We start from the raw sequence: 18,461 nt of genomic DNA on the forward strand, positions 1-18,461 counted from the left end.
TAAGGAGAGCTGATGATCATGAGCGCAAACACGAATAAAAAACCGAATGTATTGTTTCTGGGCATCGACAGCTTACGTCGAGATCATATGAGTTCATATGGATACACAAAGCTGACTACACCTCATATCGACGAATATGCTACGGGAGGTACCTTGTTTGAAAATCATTTCAGCCCAAGCGTGCCGACTACGCCGGGATATGCTTCGATGCTGACAGGTATGGATTGCTTCGGGACCGACGTCGTAGCGCTTCGCCATGAAGGCGGTCTCGGCGGCCATGTGAAGACATTGGCCGAGGTGCTTCGCGAGCGGGGTTACAATACGACTTGCATCGGTTTTTCCGGTAATGCATCGGCAAGAGGCTTCGATCTTTATCTTGATTACGACGGCTGGGGACCAGACGGATCAGGCCGAAGTCCAAAGGCAGAACGCATGAACGATGTCGCTATTCCGGAACTGAAACGTCTTGCTGCGGAAGACAAACCGTTTCTGTTGTTCCTTCGGCATATGGATCCGCATTCGCCTTATTTGCCGCCACAGCCCTTCGATCGCCTCTTCTATGAAGGCAACGAAAGAGACCCCAATAACAGGTCGCTGGAAGGCATGGACAACTTTGAGCCGTTCGTTCACTATCTTCGCTCCTGGATTCCAAAAGACTGCACCGACTCGGATTATGTTGATGCCCAATATGATGGTGCTGTCGCCTATATGGATGCCTGCATCCGCCGTATATTTACCGCATTAGAGGAACTGGGCATTGAGGAGGAAACGCTTGTCGTCATTACAGCTGACCATGGCGAAACGTTGAACGAGCATGAATGCTACTACGACCATCACGGGCTGTATGAAACGAATCTGGTTACTCCGTTCATTCTGCGCTTCCCTGGCAAGGTACCGGCAGGCAAACGGATGTCCGATCATACCCAGATCAAAGATATTATGCCTACTGTGCTCGAGTTACTCGGCATAGAGACGGGGATAACATTTGACGGCAGAAGTCTCGTTGAGTATATCAATGGCGGGGAACTAGAACGTGAGCCGGAGTTCTACATTACGGAGTGTACCTGGATGCGCAAGCATGGCTGGCGTACACCAGAGTGGAAGCTGATCGTCGCTCTGGAGCCGGATTTCCACTTCAAACCAGAAATCGAGCTGTATAACCTGATTCTCGATCCGCAGGAGCTGAACAATGTAGCCGAGCAGGAGCCTGAAGTTGTGAAACTGCTGATTGGCCGTATGGAAGCCCATATCAGCCGCAGGGAAGATTCCACTGGACGGGCGAATCCGATGATTACAAACCTGAACTGGCACGGTCACCAAGGCGGTCCGTTCAAGGATTCTCAGGAAGCATACGAAACGATGCGGATCGGCTCAGCGAGCAATGCCCGCAAGTTGCAAGAAAAAGAGGTAGAGGAAAAAGTAGTGGAGGGATAAGCGATGATTAGAGTCGCCGTAATCGGCCTAAATCATATCGGTCTCCTGCACTGTCGCGTGTACAAGGAGCATCCCGATGTTGAGCTGGTCGCTGTATGTGATTTACGCGGTGACATGGCAAGATCGGCTGCCGAGCGATTCGGTGCAACGCCCTATGATAATGTTCTGTCCATGCTTGCTAATGAAGATATCGATGTTGTAAGTGTTGCTACAGGTGGCGTGGAGAATGGCTCGCATCATCTGGAGCCAACGATGCAAGCCATTGAAGCAGGCAAAGATGTTCTCGTCGAGAAGCCTATTTCGAATCGCCTGCATGAGGCGCGTATGATGGTCGATGCAGCAGCCGCACGAGGTGTGCGGCTCGCCTGCAACCTCAATCACCGCTTTGTTCCCGCAGCGAAGAGAGCGAAAGAGTGGATCAGTCAAGGCGAGCTCGGCCAGCTCTTGTTCGTTAATATGAAGCTGACCATCGGCAGTGGCAATGAATCTACGCCTTGGGTCCATTTGCGGGCGCTGCATCCACATTCATTCGACGTATTGCGTTATTTTGGCGGCGATGTCGCAAGGGTGCAGTCCTTTATGACCAAAGCTCCCGGGCGTTCCGTCTGGTCGACGGCTTCTATCAATCTCGAATTCACTTCCGGTGCGGTTGGGCATTTGACGGGGAGTTACGATATGCATGGCGGACATCCCATTGAACGATGTGAGGTGGGAGGGACGAATGGAAGATTCGTCCTCGATAACGTGTATGAGAGCCTGACGCTCTATCCGAGCGGAAGCGATGAACAGCGCGTGTTCAAAAATTCCATTTTCGCAAGTCCATCAGGATTCGATTCAACCTTCTTCAACCGGATCGGGGCTTTTATTAAGGAAGTTAAGGACGGGGTTCCCCCGGATCAAATATCCGCTTCGGGTGCAGACGCCCTAGCGGTACAACGAATCATTGAAGCGGCAATCCGCTCCCAGCTTGAGAACGGTGCGCCAATTCGCATCAGTGACATCTATGACGAGAAGCGTGAGGGAGTGCAGCAAGCATGAGTAGTAAAAGCGGGTGCGTTGTTTGGTTTACAGGGCTGTCAGGCGCGGGCAAGACGACAACGGCCCGCGAGCTCCTGCAGCAGCTACGCGCAGTGGGCATAAAATCAGAGCTGCTTGACGGTGATGAGCTGAGAACTGGAATATGCAAAGGGCTCGGCTTTAGCTATGAAGAGCGAATTGAAAATATTAGACGCATTGTTTATGTAAGTGAGCTTTTGGCCCGTAATGGCGTCATTACGATCGTATCCGCAATAACGCCGTATCAGGAAATGCGGGATTATGCCCGTTCGGTAATTGTGGATTACGCAGAGGTGTTCGTCGATAGCCCTCTCGAGGCTTGTGAGCGTCGGGATGTAAAGGGTTTGTACGCCAAAGCGCGGAACAAGGAAATCGAATGTTTCACCGGTATATCCGACCCTTATGAGATTCCGGACCATCCTGAAATCACGTTGTACCCCGAGCATGGCAGCGTACAGGAAAATGCCCGCCTGGTTTATAATTGGCTCAAGCAAGCCAGTTACTTAAACTCCCGCAAGGAGGAGATGGTATGAATTTTATATTCATCTCACTCGATACTCTACGCGCCGATCGACTCGGCGCGTATGGTTATAAGAAGCCAACAAGCCCTTACATCGATAAAATCGCCTCTGAAGGGGTGTTGTTCGAGAAGGCTTACGCCGCCGACATTCCGACGGAGGTTGCTCATACGGGCATTTTCACAGGCAAGGTCGGTTTAACGACAGGCGTCGTGTCTCACGGCTCCGAGCTCAATTCACTTCCGAAGTCAGTGCAATGGCTGCCTTCCTTACTGAAAAACGCGGGTTATACAACGGCTGCTGTAGATAATTTATACCAGCTGAAGGAATGGTTCGCGCGAGGGTATCGGCATTATATGAATTCCTCCGGCAGTAAGCGCTGGATCGATGGCAAAACAATCAATGAATTGGCTACATCATGGCTTTCGACTAAGGGAGACGAACCATTTTTCCTCTTCCTTCATTACTGGGATCCGCATACGCCGTATTTGCCGCCAGAAAAGTATATCCCGAGCTTCTATGATCAGGAAAAGAACCCATACGATCCGTCCAATCGGAGTATGGATGAAGCCTATAATAGCGCAGCCTATCCGTTCTTTAAGTATCATCATTATGACATGCTGGGCAGCGTTACAGATGCCGAGTATATGAATGCTTTATACGATGCGGAAGTTCGTTACCTGGATGATCGGCTCCGTGAGCTGGATGAGGAGCTGGAAAGGCTTGGCTTGGCTGAGGATACGATGCTCGTCCTGTTCGGTGACCATGGGGAGAGCTTGACGGAGCATGATATTTATTGGGATCATTGCGGTCTCTATGATGCGACGGTGAACGTGCCGCTTATTATTAGGTGGCCGAATCGGATTGCTGGCGGCAGACGGGTTCCAGGTCTTGTGCAGCAGGTCGATCTCATGCCGACATTACTAGAAGCGGCAGGTATTCAAATCCCGGACGATTTGGACGGTAAAAGCCTTTGGCCGGCAATCAACGGTCAAGCGTCGGGAACTCATGATCGAGTTTTCCTGAGCGAATGTGCTTGGCAAGCAGCACGAGGTGTAACAGACGGTAATTACAAACTGATCGTGACCTATGATTCAGGTCCGTTCAAGCGTCCACCGCGCGAGCTGTACGACTTGAAATCAGATCCAGGGGAAACGATTAACCTTGCGGAGCTTATGCCAGAGCTGGCCGATGAGCTGCAGCTTTTAATCGATGAATGGGTTCAGGGTAAATTGGCAGGCAGAGAAGATCCGATGCAGAAGCAGCTTGAGGTTGGACTGCCGTTCCGCAAGCGGATCGAAACGATTTTGGGCCAATACGGACTTTCCTGGGATGAGTGGTGGAACGACCCAATCCGTGGCAAATTTGATGATGCTGTCGAGCGTAAACAGCGGGCTTTAGAGGAGCAGCAACGATGACAAAGCAGCCGAACATTCTCATCCTGATGTCGGATCAGCATCGCTACGACTGTACGGGCATCAGCGGAATATACCCGGTTCAAACACCGAATATCGACCGAATTGCTAAGGATGGGATTTGGTTTACGAATGCTTTTACGCCGCTTCCAGTGTGCGGCCCGTCCAGGCAATCCTTTATATGCGGCAGGAGACCCGAAAGCTTCGGAGCGTATTGGAATGATGGCATAGGGCTGCCTATACCGAGCTTGACCAAAAATGATTATTCTTGGGCGAAAGATATGCAGGCTGCCCATTATGCAACCGGTTATATCGGCAAATGGGGAGGAAGCTCCACAGCTGACCCGACTGCGTTCGGATATGACCGATATATCAATTCCGATAAGGAATATACCGCATTCCGCGCGGCCAAGTACCCTGAGCTCAGCTATGCAAACGGCGTTCTGGGAGAGACTGATCCCGTGCCTCTTGATGATGCACCTACGCATTGGCTGGCAAAACGCTCTTGCGAAATGTTAGAAGACCTATCTCGCAGCGGCGGTCCGTGGCATGCCAGAATTAATTTTACGGAGCCTCATCCGCCTTGCCGGCCTTCCGAGCCCTTCTCTTCCTTGTATGATCCGAAGCAAGTGCCCGTATGGGGAAGCTTTGGGGATACCTTCGAGAATAAACCTTATATTCAGCGGCAGCAGTTGCTCAATTGGGGGCTTGAAGATTTTACATGGGAGGACTGGGCGCCTACAGTTGCTCGTTATTACGGCATTGTTAGCCAGATGGACGATGCCGTCGGCATGATCCTGCAGACTCTGGCCGAGCTTGGCGAAGATGAGAATACAATCGTCATTTATACATCGGATCATGGTGATATGTGCGGCGGCCATCGCATGATGGATAAACATTATATTCTATATGATGATGTCGTGAAGGTACCGCTTGCCATTCGCTATCCTGGAGTGATTGCTCCGGGACAAATTTGCGATTCCTTTGTATATAATACGCTTGATTTGCCGCCAACAATGCTGGAATGGCTGAATCTTCCAGTGCCTGAGGAATTCCACGGACGCTCGCTGTTGCCGCTGCTTGAAGAGCAGCCTCCAGAAGATTGGCGTACGTCCGTCGTTTGTACATACAATGGGCAGCAGTTCGGCCTTTATGTGCAACGGATGATCCGGACGTCTACCTGGAAATATATATGGAATCCGACCGATCTCGATGAGCTATACGATTTGGTTAATGATCCCAATGAGCTCATTAACCGAATCGCAGATCCGCAGTGCGGGGAAACGCTCAGCTCGCTCAGACGTTCGCTGCATGGGGAGCTAAAAAAGACGAAGGACGGTATCTTGCGTGGTAGTTGGCTGGATGGACAGCTGCTGGAAGGGCGGAAGCTGTAACAACCTTGCTCAGCTGGGGATTTGGTTGTACCGTATTCACGTATTCATTCCTTGCACCATTTTGGTGCAGATGAGGTGAATGCTGGGATACGGTTTTTTCTGCGCTAAAAGAGCCTCGGAAGCTCAAAGCTCCCAAGGCTCTTCCATTGGACGTTCGCGCAAGGACCTTTTCCAGTCCGATGTCATTCCATCCTCAGTGAGTAAATGCGCTGGAAATGTACTATTCGCTATCGCTGCACGCGCAGCGAACGGCTTTCTTGTTCCGGCTACTCGGCCGTCAGATCCAGCCAATCAAGTTCTTCTTGCGTCAGCTTAATTTCAGCTCCAGCCTGGCATGAAAGCAGCTCATCGCTATTCTGAGCGCCGATCAGCGCGCCAGCCGGAAACGGCTGATTCAATACGTAGGCAAGCGCGATTTGAATCGTCGTCACATTCTTTTGCTGGGCGAGCTGTCCTGCCCGGCGAAAGCGTTCCCAGTTCTCATCGCTATAAAAAACACGGACGAGATCCTCGTTGTCACGCACTTCCGGCGTGAAGCGGCCCGTAAAAAAGCCGCGCGCCTGCGAAGACCAGGACAGCAGAGGAAGCTGTTGCTGCTCATGCCAGCGGAGTGTTTCCTCATCGGCAGAGACGCAGCCGGACCAGAACGCTTCCTTGGCTTTGGCCAGGCTAAGATTCGGGCTGCTGAATGTGAAGCCGACAAGGCCGTGCGCATCTGCATATTCATTAGCTTCTTGAAGGCGCTGCCATGTCCAATTGGAACCGCCGATCGCGCCGATACGGCCAGCTTCTATATGCTCGTTAAGCGTTTCAATGATAACTCCCACAGGGACGGCGGGATCATCTCGATGCAGTGCATAGAGCTCCACATAATCCGTACGCAGCCGTTCGAGACTTTCGAGTAAATCACTGCGAATCGCTTCACGATTGACGCGAGGACCCGTGTGATCTGGATGGGCGCCTTTTGTCAAAATAACGAGATCGTCCCGATTGCCGCGCTCCTCCATATAACGGCCTAGGACAGCTTCACTCTGTCCGTTGCAGTAAATATAAGCCGTGTCAACGGTGTTGCCGCCGATGGCCAGAAAGGCATCCATATTAGCGCTTGCCTTTTCGTATGCGTCATTGTAAAAGTAGTCTGTTCCTTTGATCAGAGCTGATACTGGTTTATCGATACCGCGGATTTCAATGGTTTTCATCCGATCTCCTCCTTAGGGGCGTATAGGTTGAGGTTGCAGCTCGACCCGAATTCGCTCGTGAGCCGAGCGGAGGCAAGCATCTATTACGCGCATATTGCGGATCGAGTCGTCAGGCGTAAATTTCTGCGGTTCGCCAAACAGCACCGTCCGAGCAAAATCATCACATTCCAAGGAAAACTGATTAACCTTCGGCACTTCGACCTCACGACGAACACCTTTTGATGTAACAAAGAAGTTGGCGCCTTGGTCAGGCCCGGCGACAAAAGCGGAGGGAATTTCGATCAGACCTTCGATGCCGAGTATTTCCAGATGATTACGGGAAGCTGCCCACATCCCACAATCGAACTTGACTGCGACATTCCCTGGGAACTCAAGCAGTCCTGAAGCCATCATGTCGACATTATCATGCTCCGGTGAAAAGAGGGCTTGGACCGTAGCGGCTTCGGGCTCCTGCCCGAGCAGCAGGCGTGCTGCTGTAATAGGATAACAGCCGATATCGTACAAGCTGCCGCCACCCCATTCTTTCCGGAAGCGGACGTTTCCGGCGCCGCCGGAACTATTAAAAGTGAAGGTAGCGTGGATATTCCTGATATCCCCGATCTCACCAGAGGCGATTATACTGCGAATCATATCGTAACGAGGATGATGACGGTACATGAAGGCTTCTGCGAGAATTTTACCCGACGCTGCAGCAGCTGCCGCCATCTCTTCAGCTTCGGCTGCGGTCAAGGCAAGCGGCTTTTCACATAATACATGTTTGCCAGCTTGCAGAGCTCGAATGGCCCATTCACGGTGCAGATGATTCGGAAGCGGGATATAGACAGCATCGATGGCATCGTCCCAGATGAGCTCTTCATAGCTGCCATAAGCTTTCTCAATTCCGAATTCTTCAGCCGCCTGTTTGGCCTTAGCGACATCCCGGCTTGCAAGGGCTTTCACTTCATTGAATTGCGATTCCAGCAATCCTGGAATGACAGCGCGACGGGCGATTGATGCTACTCCCAAAACTCCCCAACTAAGCTTTCTGTTCATGATTCTAATCGTTCCTCCTTCATTGACTATGATGATATTGAGATTATAATCTAAGACAGACCCAATAAAAATAATAATATTTTGAATAGATTAATACGATATTGTCATTTGGAGGTGAAGCATGAGAAAGAATGCTCATTTAATCACGCTGCGTGATATTCCCTATTTCGTGTTTCCAGAATCGGTCGGAATGTACACCGATGCTCCCGAGCATTCCGTCTATCGAGAGGAGGGGGCTTTGAACAATTTCAACATCCACTATGTCGCATCTGGCAAGGGGTATGCGGAAGTAGACGGTGAGATTCATGAGTTGCAAAAGGGCCAATTACTTTTGTATTTTCCGCTTCAAGAACAGCGTTACTACAGCAGTAATGACGATCCTTGGGATGTTCGTTGGGTTCATTTTTATGGTGATAAACTGCATGATTATATGATTGAAAGGGGTTTTCATAATAATCGAATCTGGAGACTTCGACAGACAACGGCATGGGAGGAAGCGCATCTGGCGCTTCTTCAGGAAGCCGAGCTGAACAGCATGAACCGTCCGGCTCTTCTGTCATCGCTCGTATATGCCGTGCTGGCGGAGTTTGTGCACCAAGCCGTTCCGATTGCGCAACCCCGCACGAGCCCGGCTGAAAACAGAATTCTAGCCTTGCTGCCACTCCTGCAAGAAGAGGCCGCCCAGCCGTTCATCCTGCAGGAATGGGCCGACAGGGCGCAAGTGAGCCCTTTTTATTTCTGCAAGCTGTTCCGCAATGCACTGGGCATGACGCCCTCCGAGTTCATCACTCGCGCCAGACTGCAGATGGCCAAGCAAAAGCTGCTTGAACATAGAGAAGCCAAAATCGGGGATATTGCGGATCAGGCCGGTTATCCAAGCGTCAGTTATTTCAACAAGAGATTCCAGGAGCATGAAGGGATGACCCCTACAGATTATCGTAAATTGTTCCAGAACTAGCCCCCTCATTTGGAATAAAATTCAACTATAATTGTTGAAGTATAGGGATCATTATGATAAAATGGCGTTACATTTTGACGATTGGAGTTGGGAAGATGTACATTTCTTGCTAATAATACAAAACAAAATATAAGCGATTTACGCTTATTTTTGCGTTTTTATTATTCATGCAAGAAAGTTACCATCTTCTTTAACTCGAACAAATACGCCATATCCTTATCTATTTCCGGCACGGGATAGATTTGCTGTATTTATTTGAGCTACAAGAAAGTAACTTTCTTGTAGCTCTTATTTTTTTGAATACAGGAGGATATAATTATGTCTCTAATCCATGTTTCCAACCTTACATTTGCCTACGAGGGCAGTTACGATCATATATTTGACAATGTTAGCTTTCAGATCGATACCGACTGGAAATTAGGATTTACCGGTAGAAACGGCAGGGGGAAAACAACCTTTCTTCAGCTATTGCAAGGCAAATATGAATACAGCGGATTAATTTCCGCTCAAGTGAGCTTTGATTATTTCCCTTTCCCTGTCGAGAACAAGGAAGTAGGGACGCTAGATCTCATCAGCAGCATTCATCCGGACTATGCTCATTGGGAATTGATGCGTGAACTTAGCTTGCTGCATGTATCGGATGATGTTTTATACCGACCATTTAGCTCTTTATCCAATGGAGAGCAGACCAAAGTATTGCTGGCGACGCTTTTCCTCAAGGAAAATAACTTCCTGTTAATTGATGAGCCGACGAACCATCTCGACATGAAAGCAAGGAAACTTGTCAGTGATTACCTCAATTCCAAACGAGGGTTCATTCTCATATCTCATGACAGAGCCTTTCTGGATAACTGTGTCGACCATATCCTTTCCATTAATAGAACGAACATAGACATCCAGAAGGGGAACTTCTCCGCCTGGTGGGAGAACAAGAAGAGGCAGGATAAGTACGAGCTAGCTGAGAACGATAGGCTCAAAAAGGACATCAAAAATTTAACTGAATCAGCCAGACGAACGAGCAATTGGTCGCATGAAGTGGAAAAGTCCAAAAACGGCACAAGAAATTCCGGCTTGAGAGTTGATAAGGGATATGTTGGCCATAAAGCTGCCAAGATGATGAAGCGTTCCAAATCCATTGAACATAGACAGCAAAGTGCCATGGATGAAAAATCAAAGCTCCTAAAAAACATAGAAAGCTCGGACAGCTTGAAGATTTCTCAGCTTTCATATCATAAAAATCAACTAGTCGAGCTCGAAAATGTTTCGATTTACTACGGTGAGAAAGTGGTTTGTTCCGAGGTCAATTTTACGATTGGGCAAGCAGAGAGGATTGCACTTACGGGCAAAAATGGCTCCGGCAAGTCCAGCCTAATCAAGCTTATTTGCGGGGAGGAGCTTAACTATACGGGTACGTTCCGTAAAGGCAGTCAGCTGAAGATTTCCTATGTATCGCAGGATACGTCGCATTTGGAGGGCAATTTGACCGATTACGCCCGGCACAATGGAATTGATGAAAGTCTGTTTAAAGCCATTTTGAGAAAGCTTGATTTTGCCAGGATTCAGTTTGAAAAAGATATTTCAGCATTCAGTGGCGGCCAAAAGAAAAAAGTGCTTCTTGCACATAGCCTCTGCGAGAAGGCCCATTTGCATATTTGGGATGAACCGCTGAATTTTATCGATGTCATCTCCCGCATGCAGATTGAAGAGCTGCTGCTTGAGCATTCTCCGACTTTGCTATTTGTGGAGCATGACCGCGAATTTTGCAGTAATATTGCGACAAAAGTTGTGGAGCTTTGATTATAAAAGCTGCATTTATTTAACAACGGAACTCGCTCCGCTTCCGTGTTCGTTTCCTCAAATTCATCGAATATAAACAAAAACTGCCGACCCGAGTGTTGGCTGTTTTTGGATAGGGAGGACTCGCTATGACAACAGCAATATACTCAGGAAGTTTTGATCCCATTACGTTTGGTCATTTAAATGTCATTGAGCGAACATCTAAAACGTTCAAAAAACTGGTTGTGGGTGTCATGACATCATGTGAATGTAGCGATTTTCAGTAAACTACAAAACAGATAATGAAGGATTGACGATGTCAACTTTTGTGAAGAAAATCCATATATTCATCCTTTGTTAAACCGAACAAAATAAAATTGTGTTCTCCCAATTGTTTCGTCCCGAAACTTGAACGGTAGTCATCAGCACAACAGGCATCCAGACGTTCCGTTTTACCGTCACAGGTAAAGACTACATCACCTTAGTGAAAAATTAGTGAAGAAGGGGTCGTCCCAAGTCATCTAACGATGACTTTCGGAGGCGGCCTCTTTTTTGCGCATGAATACGCCGAAACTTCCAATCATACCAACCGCATTCAGATCCTATTTCCTAAAATATTAGACCAATAACCGAAGAAATCAGAAAGCTGCCGATTGGGGCGGCGGTACAATTAAAGTACAAATCAACTCAGATGAAAGAGAGGCGCGTCCAATGGTTCACGCAACAAAAAATGCTATGCGTAGATATGGCGTGATGTACGCCCTGCTGCTGCCGGGACTGCTGTATTTCGTTATTTTCAAATATGTACCAATGGTGTACATCGCTGCTGCCTTCAAAGACTACAACGTCTTGCGAGGATTATGGGAAAGCCCTTGGATCGGCTGGCAAAACTTCGAGACCTTTTTTAACGGCGTATACGCAGGTCAAATTATTGGCAATACGCTGCTAATCTCGGCATACAAGCTGATCTTTTCGTTCCCGGCGCCGATCATCCTTGCGCTGATGCTCAACGCCGTTACATCCAACGGCTTCAAACGAACAATCCAGACGCTGACGTACTTGCCGCACTTTTTGTCCTGGGTCGTCATATACGGTTTGCTGGTCGCCTTCTTGGCGCCAGGATCAGGCTTGGTCAATCAGCTGTTCAACACATTCGGCCTAGAGCGCATCTCGTTCCTGACCGAATCGGGCATGATCCGCTCGCTCATCGTTACTACGGACATTTGGCAGTCGGTCGGCTGGGGCGCAATCATTTACCTGGCTTCGCTGGCGGGCATCGATCCAAGCTTATACGAAGCTGCCAAAGTAGACGGAGCTTCCCGTTGGCGGCAACTATGGCATATTACGCTTCCCGGCATTCGCAACGTAATCATTTTGCTGCTCGTGCTGCGGCTTAGCGCCATCCTCGATGTCGGTTTCGATCAAATCTTCATTATGCTGAACCCGCTCAACCAGGAGAATGCCGACGTCATCGAAACCTGGGTTTATCGAGTCGGCATGCAGGAAGGGCGCATCGGGCTTGCAACTGCGGTCGGTCTGTTCAAATCGATCATCGGATTTGTGCTCGTACTCGGCGCCAATAAAATGGCCAAAAAATTTGACGGACAGATCTGGTAGAAAGGAGAATCCCATCCCATGGAGCAAGTAACGATTTGGAACCGTCTTGGAAAAGGACTTAACTATACGCTGCTGACTTTGCTCGCCGCTACTTGCGTCATTCCGTTTCTATACGTTATCAGCGTATCGCTGACCCCGATCTCGGAAGTCATCAGAAAGGACGGCCTTGTCCTCATTCCATCCCACATTACATGGACGGCTTATGAGGAAATCATGCAAGGAGGCCGATTGTTCGACGCTTACAAGGTTACGATTTTTCGCGTAGTCGTCGGCACGCTGCTCAACATGCTGTTCACTGTCACGATGGCGTTGCCTCTTTCCCGCAAGGCGATGCCGGGACGGAGCGGTTTCCTGATGTTCGTCGTATTCACAATGCTGTTCAGCGGAGGCATGATTCCGAGTTATTTGATCGTCAAAGAAGTTGGGCTGCTCAACTCTGAGTGGGCGCTCATCATTCCAGGTCTGGTTAATGCGTTTTATCTGATGATTGTCAAAAGCTTTTTCGAGCAGTTGCCCGAAGCGATTGACGAGGCGGCGCGCATCGACGGAGCCGGCGAAATCTCGATTTTAGTCCGCATTATTTTGCCGCTGTCTATGCCAGTAATCGCTACAATCGGACTCTTCTATGCCGTCTGGCACTGGAACAGCTACTTCGACGCTTTGCTGTACATCAACAGCCCGGAAAACCAGCCGGTGCAGCTATTCCTGCGGCAAATCTTGCTCGCATCCGTCGCCATTAGCGGGGATGCCGCTGAGGCGGCCAACTCCGTCAATCCGGTGTCGGTGCAGATGGCCTCGGTCGTCGTGACAACACTTCCGATCGTCGCCGTGTATCCCTTCATCCAAAAGCACTTTACAAAAGGTGTGCTCGTCGGCTCCGTCAAGGGCTGACCAGTCAGTCTTACTATCCGGTATCTTGAGTTCAACTCTTGATATAAATTGCATGCTACAATATAACAAAAGGGAGAGGTTACTATCATGAAAAAGACATCGTATGCCAGCCTGCTGCTCAGTTTGGCTGTTTTGTCCGGAATCGTTGCAGGCTGCAGCGGAAGCGGCAACAGCGGCAGCAACAATTCGGAGCCAGCAGCATCCGGGCAACCTCAGTCGGGCGAGCAAACAGACAAAAAAATCAAGCTCAGCTTCTACAACACGATTGGTTACCGCCAAACGACGCCGATGCCGGCGCTGGAGCAGGATCCAATTCGTCAAATGATCGAGAAGGACAACAACATCGATCTCGAGATGACGCTTGGCGGCGAGAACTGGAAAGATAAGCTTAACTTGCTCATTACGTCCAGCCAAATCCCTGACATCATCACGTTCCCGGACCGGGCTTCGGCTGTCAAATATTACGACCAAGGCCTGCTGGCTGACTTGGACGAGGTGCTCGCACAATACCCGGATTTGATGGCTTCCTTTGATCCAACGCGACTTGAGCCGATGAAATACAAAGGAAAAACGATCGGCGTTCCGGCTTCGGAAGGTGTAGGCGGAGTAAACGGCTGGTGGATCAACACCACCTGGCTGAAAAAGCTTAATCTGACTGAACCAACGAATCCGCAAGAGCTGCTTGAAGTGATGAAAGCATTTACATTTGATGATCCGGACGGTAACAACAAAAACGACACCTACGGATTCGTGGCGATGCTGCCAAAAGATGGCAGCCTGGGATACAGCACGGCCGGCCCGAAAGGGTTCCAGCAAATTTTCTGGATGTTCGGTGTACAGCCTAACTTTGTTGATATGAAAGACGGCAAGGTTGTCGTATACAATACCGATCCAAAAACGAAAGAAGCGCTGCAATTTATCAAGGACATGATTGACGCAAAAGTGGTCGACCCGGACTGGGTAACGATCGACGACGGACTGAAGCTTGACAATAAAATGTATCAAGGTAAAGTCGGCGTTATGGTCGCGGACTGGCGCCGGATGGAACCAGCTGACCAACAGAAGATGAAAGAGACGGGCGGCAGCACTCCGGAGTGGAAGCAAATTGCGCCTCCAAAAGGACCTAACGGCGACCAGATTCTGGACGCAAAGGTATTCCAGCAATCGCTGCTCGGGCTTTCCAAGGAAGTATTAAAGGATGCGGACAAAACGAAACGGGCGATGGAATTCATCCAGTACCTGTACACGAGTAAAGAAGCGTATCCTTACCTGTCCTACGGAATCAAAGATAAAACATTCACCGAAACGGGTGGCCAGTTCAAGTTGATCGACAAATCAACTTATAACGAGAAGGAAATCGAATGGCGTTACAACTATGCGTTTGTCCGCAAATCCGATGACAGCGTATACTTTGACTTCAAAAACCCGACGGTGACCAACGCCAACCAGGAGCTAAATAGGAGTTATCTGAAAGACAACAACATCAACCCGCGCATCGTCGATACGGACCCTATGGCTCAAGATCGCCTCAAATACGTCAACGAAATGATGCTGAAATTCGTGACGGGCAAAGAGCCGCTCAGCAACTGGGACAAGTATGTGAAAACGCTTGATGACAAGTTCAAGCAAGCTGATGCCGTTGCCGCTTACGAGCAGCAGTTGAAAGATGACGGAGTAATGAAATAAGAAATAACTGGGAGAAGGGGAGCAACTGCCTCTTCTTTTCCCTGTTTCTATAGGAGGAGAACGGGTTCCATGAAAGAGCGCATCCGACATTGGTTTCATGGCATCTCGTTCCGGCTGTTTCTCGTATGTTTTGTGTTTGTATTAAGCTCCGAAGCGATCATAAGCGCATTATCGTACCGGTATATCGAAAACGAGATTACAGCAAGTCAGCTCGAACAGGCGCGCCAGATGCTCAAAAAAGAAGAGGAGTACATCGACCTCTACTTTTTGCTGATGCAAAATACGATCGCCCAGCTTTCATCATCCGCCGTTTCTTGGCGCGATGATCTTGAAGCCGCGCAGGCTGCGCTGGAAAGTGTCTACCGGGAAAATTCTGTGATGCTCTCGGATGTGTATCTGATCCATAAAGATCTTTCCATACTCGGCGGCAATCCGGTTACCAAAATTATAAATGATTCTCGCGAAGACCGAAGGCCGCTGTACGAGCTGGCGTTCAGCAACAGTTACGGCTCTGTTAATGTCAGCGAGCCTTATGCCAGCTTTTTCTCCGGTTGGACGGTTACGTTCGTACGCGCCATTACGGTGAAGGGGAAGCCAATGGCGCTTGCCGTCGATCTTAATTTGACCGCGCTCCAGGAAAGGCTGCAGCGCATCGGCGGAGGCCGCTCCGATCTGCAGCTTGGCATTATGGACCGTGAAGGGCAGGTCATACTGGAGCCGTCCGGCAGCCGGCTGTTCAAGGTGATCGATCATCGGCTGCAGTTTGACGGGCGGGACGGGCGTGAGCTTGTTGAAGCGAAGGACGATGTATTCGAAGAGCGGATTGACGGAACGTCGGTGACGATTATGAAGACGATTAATCCTCGTACAAAGTGGACGATATTCACGCTTTATGACGGGATTGATTTGCAGCAATCGTTGAATCGGCTGGAAACCTTTTTTATCGGTATTCTCCTGCTCGGCTTCTTGCTAAGTATACTGACGGCCGCGTTCGTCGCTCGGATGATCCGAATTCCCGTCAATTATCTCATCCGCAAAATCAATCTGGTTCAGCACGGCGATCTCAACATTGCCATATCCAGCCCACGGCAGGATGAGTTTGGCAAGCTGGCGTCTACCTTCGACGATATGTTAGGCCAGATCCGGACATTGGTCGAGCATGTCAATCTCGGCGAGCGCAAAAAGAAAGAGTTGGAGATTCAAGTGCTGCAATCGCAGATCAATCCGCATTTCCTCTATAATACGTTGGGCTCGATCAGCAATGTGGTCGCGTTTGAACGATATCATGAGGTAGATAACATTATCGAGGCTCTGATTTCGATTTTGGAATATGGAATTACCGACTTCTCTGACCGGGCTAGCCTGGAGCAGGAACTGCGGAATGTCAGGGATTATCTATATATCCAACAGATTCGTTATGATTGCCAATTCGAGCTTGTGGAAGAGATTGATCCCGAAACGCTGAAGCTGCCCGTACTTCGCATGGCGCTGCAGCCGATTGTTGAGAATAGTATTTTCCATGGGTACGCCGGCGGAAGAAAGCCAGGAGCCATCCGCATTTCGGCTCAGCGCCGCGGCGGCAGGCTGGAAATTGCGGTTGCGGACGCCGGCATCGGCATGACAGAGGATCAAACGTCCAGGCTGCTAGAGCCCGGGTCGTCCGAGAACAATTGGGATCGGCGGAAGCGAATCGGCCTGTATAACATTCATCAGCGCATTCAGCTGAACTATGGCGAAGCTTACGGGCTTATCGTTAGAAGCGAGCCGGGGCGCGGCACAACGATAACGCTTACGTTTCCAGATGAACCGGCGCAGGAGGGAGGAAGCCGATGAGAGAGATAACCTGCCTCGTCATAGATGATGAGCCGCCGATGGTATATCGGCTGCAGCGGTATTTTGAGCGCTGGACGGATAAACAGCTGCCCTTCCGCCTTGTCGGGCACGCCTTTTCCGGGGACGAAGCGCTGGAAAAGGTGGCGCAGCTGAAGCCGGATCTCATTTTGACTGACATTGTCATGCCCGGCATGAGCGGAATCGAGTTGATTCGCGAGCTTCGCGAACGGATGCCACGCATTGAAATTTTGATTTTAAGCGCCTATTCCGACTTTTCGACGGCCCGGCAGGCGATTACAATGGGCGTCTTTGAATATTTGGTCAAAGTGCCACTGCGGGAGGAGGACGTCCTGACCGCCTTGTCCAAAGTCCGCGACAATATTATAGCCAGGGAGGAAAAGGAGTCCAAGCTGCTCAGCTTGAGCGGGTCAGTCAAGGAAAACAGGTACCGCCTGCGCAAACATTTGCTGGAGGAGCTGCTGAACGGAGAAATCTCCGCCTCCATTATGGAGCGGCGCAGCGCGGAGCTGGCTCCTGGATTTGATGCCCGCCATTATGCCGGGTTCTCGGTCCAATTTGACGATTACGAAGCGTTCTGCGCCGAATTTTCGCCTTCCGATCGCAACAAGCTTAAATATGCCATGTACAATATCATTGAAGAGGTGCTGCAGGAGAACGGGGGTTCTTTCGTTTGCGAGCTGCAGCCGAATGTAATCGCAGCTTGCGCCAGTCTGCCATCTATAAGCGAACAGGCTCTTGACCGAAGCTGTTATGAGTTGGGAAGGAGGCTTGTGGAAGCGATCAAAACGTACCTGCGGATTTCGGTGTCCGTAGGAGTCAGCCGGGCTTGCAACGGCTGGAGCCAGGCTTCCACGACATTCAAGGAAGCTGAAAGCGCTCTGACGGATGCGTTTTATACGGGCTTTGGAACGGTTGTAACACCAAGCCGACGCCTCGTCTACACCGAAAACGATTGGATGGAGCTGACGGAACGCTTTGAGCGTGCGCTGGAACGCATGAGCGCCAAGTCGACCCGCGAAACGCTGACGCCGCTTTTGGCGCTGCTGGGCAATTACCGGGCAAATCCGGCGCGACTCATCCATTATATGGAAAACTGGTGCTCTAGGCTGCGGCAGCGGCTGCTCTCAGCGGAGAAAGATGAGGCTAAAGTATCGTTTGCGGGCTGCATCAGGCTGCATCAGCTGATCGAGAGGCTGCGTCTGGTTTGGCAGCAAATCGAGACTGCGACGGAGGGCAGCGGCCTGCGTCCGGAAATAGTCAAAGCAAAGAGGTACGTGGAGGATCATCTAACGGAATCCATCTCTCTTAGTATTTTGGCTGAGCATATCCATTTGAATCCGTCTTACGTCAGCGAGCTGTTCAAAAAAGAACTGGGCATCAATTTTACCGACTACGTAGCTAAACGAAGAATTGAGCGCGCGATCGAGCTGCTGCGCAAACGGAGTTACTCCAACCTGGAGCTTGCGGAGGCGGTTGGCGTGTACAATGAAAAGTATTTTTGCACCCTGTTCAAAAAAATTACCGGAACTTCTCCGCAAAAGTTTTTTGCAGATAACTGAGTGTACAGCACAGACCGATTGGCGGTTGGGTAGACGACGGAATGGATCGCATCTGGACGAACCGTTATTGCA

At 49.9% G+C, this 18,461-nt stretch carries 15 protein-coding genes; 13 read left to right on the plus strand and 2 right to left on the minus strand.

The window, feature by feature from the left end:
* The first annotated feature begins 18 nt into the window (after positions 1–18).
* From CGZ75_RS06415 to CGZ75_RS06435, 5 genes are read left to right on the plus strand one after another with little or no spacing between them, the layout of a single operon-like run.
* Positions 19–1,434: a sulfatase family protein gene (locus tag CGZ75_RS06415; protein ID WP_089523400.1), complete on the plus strand. Its 1,416-nt coding sequence runs from the start codon at positions 19–21 to the stop codon at positions 1,432–1,434.
* Between the two features lie 3 nt (positions 1,435–1,437).
* The gene (locus CGZ75_RS06420; protein ID WP_089523401.1) at positions 1,438–2,472 is read left to right on the plus strand and encodes a Gfo/Idh/MocA family protein; all 1,035 of its coding nucleotides are present in this window, start codon (positions 1,438–1,440) and stop codon (positions 2,470–2,472) included.
* The gene (gene cysC, locus CGZ75_RS06425; protein WP_089523402.1) at positions 2,469–3,023 is read left to right on the plus strand and encodes an adenylyl-sulfate kinase; all 555 of its coding nucleotides are present in this window, start codon (positions 2,469–2,471) and stop codon (positions 3,021–3,023) included. Before CGZ75_RS06420 ends, cysC begins: the two co-directional genes overlap by 4 nt.
* Positions 3,020–4,426 carry a sulfatase family protein gene (locus tag CGZ75_RS06430; protein WP_089523403.1) on the plus strand — a complete coding sequence of 469 codons (1,407 nt, stop codon included), beginning with the start codon at positions 3,020–3,022 and terminating at the stop codon, positions 4,424–4,426. Before cysC ends, CGZ75_RS06430 begins: the two co-directional genes overlap by 4 nt.
* Complete coding sequence (locus CGZ75_RS06435; RefSeq protein ID WP_089523404.1) at positions 4,423–5,817, plus strand: sulfatase family protein; 1,395 nt, start codon at positions 4,423–4,425, stop codon at positions 5,815–5,817. The genes CGZ75_RS06430 and CGZ75_RS06435 overlap by 4 nt, the downstream gene beginning before the upstream one ends.
* Before the next feature lie 266 nt (positions 5,818–6,083).
* Here CGZ75_RS06435 and CGZ75_RS06440 read toward each other — a convergent pair whose 3' ends face one another.
* Both CGZ75_RS06440 and CGZ75_RS06445 read right to left on the minus strand, forming a co-directional pair.
* Positions 6,084–7,016 carry an aldo/keto reductase gene (locus CGZ75_RS06440; RefSeq protein ID WP_089523405.1) on the minus strand — a complete coding sequence of 311 codons (933 nt, stop codon included), beginning with the start codon at positions 7,014–7,016 and terminating at the stop codon, positions 6,084–6,086.
* A gap of 12 nt (positions 7,017–7,028) precedes the next feature.
* The gene (locus tag CGZ75_RS06445; RefSeq protein ID WP_176444700.1) at positions 7,029–8,048 is read right to left on the minus strand and encodes a Gfo/Idh/MocA family protein; all 1,020 of its coding nucleotides are present in this window, start codon (positions 8,046–8,048) and stop codon (positions 7,029–7,031) included.
* A gap of 121 nt (positions 8,049–8,169) precedes the next feature.
* On the opposite strand from CGZ75_RS06445, the gene CGZ75_RS06450 reads away from it, so the two are divergent.
* The 8 genes from CGZ75_RS06450 to CGZ75_RS06485 all read left to right on the plus strand — a co-directional run bounded on the left by CGZ75_RS06450 (position 8,170) and on the right by CGZ75_RS06485 (position 18,389).
* Entirely contained in the window at positions 8,170–9,006 is an 837-nt protein-coding gene (locus CGZ75_RS06450; protein WP_089523407.1) for a helix-turn-helix transcriptional regulator, read from the plus strand.
* 318 nt (positions 9,007–9,324) lie between these two features.
* On the plus strand, positions 9,325–10,803 hold the full coding sequence (locus tag CGZ75_RS06455) for an Lsa family ABC-F type ribosomal protection protein (RefSeq protein WP_089523408.1): 1,479 nt from the start codon (positions 9,325–9,327) through the stop codon (positions 10,801–10,803).
* Positions 10,804–10,931: 128 nt separating this feature from the next.
* Complete coding sequence (locus CGZ75_RS06460; RefSeq protein ID WP_089523409.1) at positions 10,932–11,069, plus strand: adenylyltransferase/cytidyltransferase family protein; 138 nt, start codon at positions 10,932–10,934, stop codon at positions 11,067–11,069.
* Positions 11,070–11,493: 424 nt separating this feature from the next.
* A complete protein-coding gene (locus CGZ75_RS06465) occupies positions 11,494–12,399 on the plus strand; it encodes an ABC transporter permease (protein ID WP_089523410.1) in 906 nt (301 codons plus the stop codon).
* 18 nt (positions 12,400–12,417) lie between these two features.
* Entirely contained in the window at positions 12,418–13,290 is an 873-nt protein-coding gene (locus CGZ75_RS06470; protein WP_089523411.1) for a carbohydrate ABC transporter permease, read from the plus strand.
* Between the two features lie 87 nt (positions 13,291–13,377).
* Complete coding sequence (locus tag CGZ75_RS06475; RefSeq protein WP_089523412.1) at positions 13,378–14,976, plus strand: type 2 periplasmic-binding domain-containing protein; 1,599 nt, start codon at positions 13,378–13,380, stop codon at positions 14,974–14,976.
* 69 nt (positions 14,977–15,045) lie between these two features.
* Positions 15,046–16,809 carry a cache domain-containing sensor histidine kinase gene (locus CGZ75_RS06480; protein ID WP_089523413.1) on the plus strand — a complete coding sequence of 588 codons (1,764 nt, stop codon included), beginning with the start codon at positions 15,046–15,048 and terminating at the stop codon, positions 16,807–16,809.
* The gene (locus tag CGZ75_RS06485) at positions 16,806–18,389 is read left to right on the plus strand and encodes a response regulator (protein ID WP_089523414.1); all 1,584 of its coding nucleotides are present in this window, start codon (positions 16,806–16,808) and stop codon (positions 18,387–18,389) included. The genes CGZ75_RS06480 and CGZ75_RS06485 overlap by 4 nt, the downstream gene beginning before the upstream one ends.
* The last annotated feature ends 72 nt before the right edge of the window (positions 18,390–18,461 follow it).

The organism is Paenibacillus herberti (assembly GCF_002233675.1).
In the GTDB taxonomy this organism is placed as follows: Bacteria; Bacillota; Bacilli; order Paenibacillales; family Paenibacillaceae; genus Paenibacillus_O; species Paenibacillus_O herberti.

Excerpts from the sequence above, each read along its gene's own strand:
- CGZ75_RS06455 (WP_089523408.1), top strand. The coding sequence starts at position 9,325 with ATGTCTCTAATCCATGTTTCCAACCTTACATTTGCCTACGAGGGCAGT.
- CGZ75_RS06450 (WP_089523407.1), top strand. The coding sequence starts at position 8,170 with ATGAGAAAGAATGCTCATTTAATCACGCTGCGTGATATTCCCTATTTC.
- CGZ75_RS06445 (WP_176444700.1), bottom strand. The coding sequence starts at position 8,048 with ATGAACAGAAAGCTTAGTTGGGGAGTTTTGGGAGTAGCATCAATCGCC.
- CGZ75_RS06475 (WP_089523412.1), top strand. The coding sequence starts at position 13,378 with ATGAAAAAGACATCGTATGCCAGCCTGCTGCTCAGTTTGGCTGTTTTG.
- CGZ75_RS06460 (WP_089523409.1), top strand. The coding sequence starts at position 10,932 with ATGACAACAGCAATATACTCAGGAAGTTTTGATCCCATTACGTTTGGT.
- CGZ75_RS06480 (WP_089523413.1), top strand. The coding sequence starts at position 15,046 with ATGAAAGAGCGCATCCGACATTGGTTTCATGGCATCTCGTTCCGGCTG.
- CGZ75_RS06435 (WP_089523404.1), top strand. The coding sequence starts at position 4,423 with ATGACAAAGCAGCCGAACATTCTCATCCTGATGTCGGATCAGCATCGC.
- CGZ75_RS06470 (WP_089523411.1), top strand. The coding sequence starts at position 12,418 with ATGGAGCAAGTAACGATTTGGAACCGTCTTGGAAAAGGACTTAACTAT.
- CGZ75_RS06430 (WP_089523403.1), top strand. The coding sequence starts at position 3,020 with ATGAATTTTATATTCATCTCACTCGATACTCTACGCGCCGATCGACTC.
- cysC (WP_089523402.1), top strand. The coding sequence starts at position 2,469 with ATGAGTAGTAAAAGCGGGTGCGTTGTTTGGTTTACAGGGCTGTCAGGC.
- CGZ75_RS06465 (WP_089523410.1), top strand. The coding sequence starts at position 11,494 with ATGGTTCACGCAACAAAAAATGCTATGCGTAGATATGGCGTGATGTAC.
- CGZ75_RS06440 (WP_089523405.1), bottom strand. The coding sequence starts at position 7,016 with ATGAAAACCATTGAAATCCGCGGTATCGATAAACCAGTATCAGCTCTG.
- CGZ75_RS06415 (WP_089523400.1), top strand. The coding sequence starts at position 19 with ATGAGCGCAAACACGAATAAAAAACCGAATGTATTGTTTCTGGGCATC.
- CGZ75_RS06485 (WP_089523414.1), top strand. The coding sequence starts at position 16,806 with ATGAGAGAGATAACCTGCCTCGTCATAGATGATGAGCCGCCGATGGTA.
- CGZ75_RS06420 (WP_089523401.1), top strand. The coding sequence starts at position 1,438 with ATGATTAGAGTCGCCGTAATCGGCCTAAATCATATCGGTCTCCTGCAC.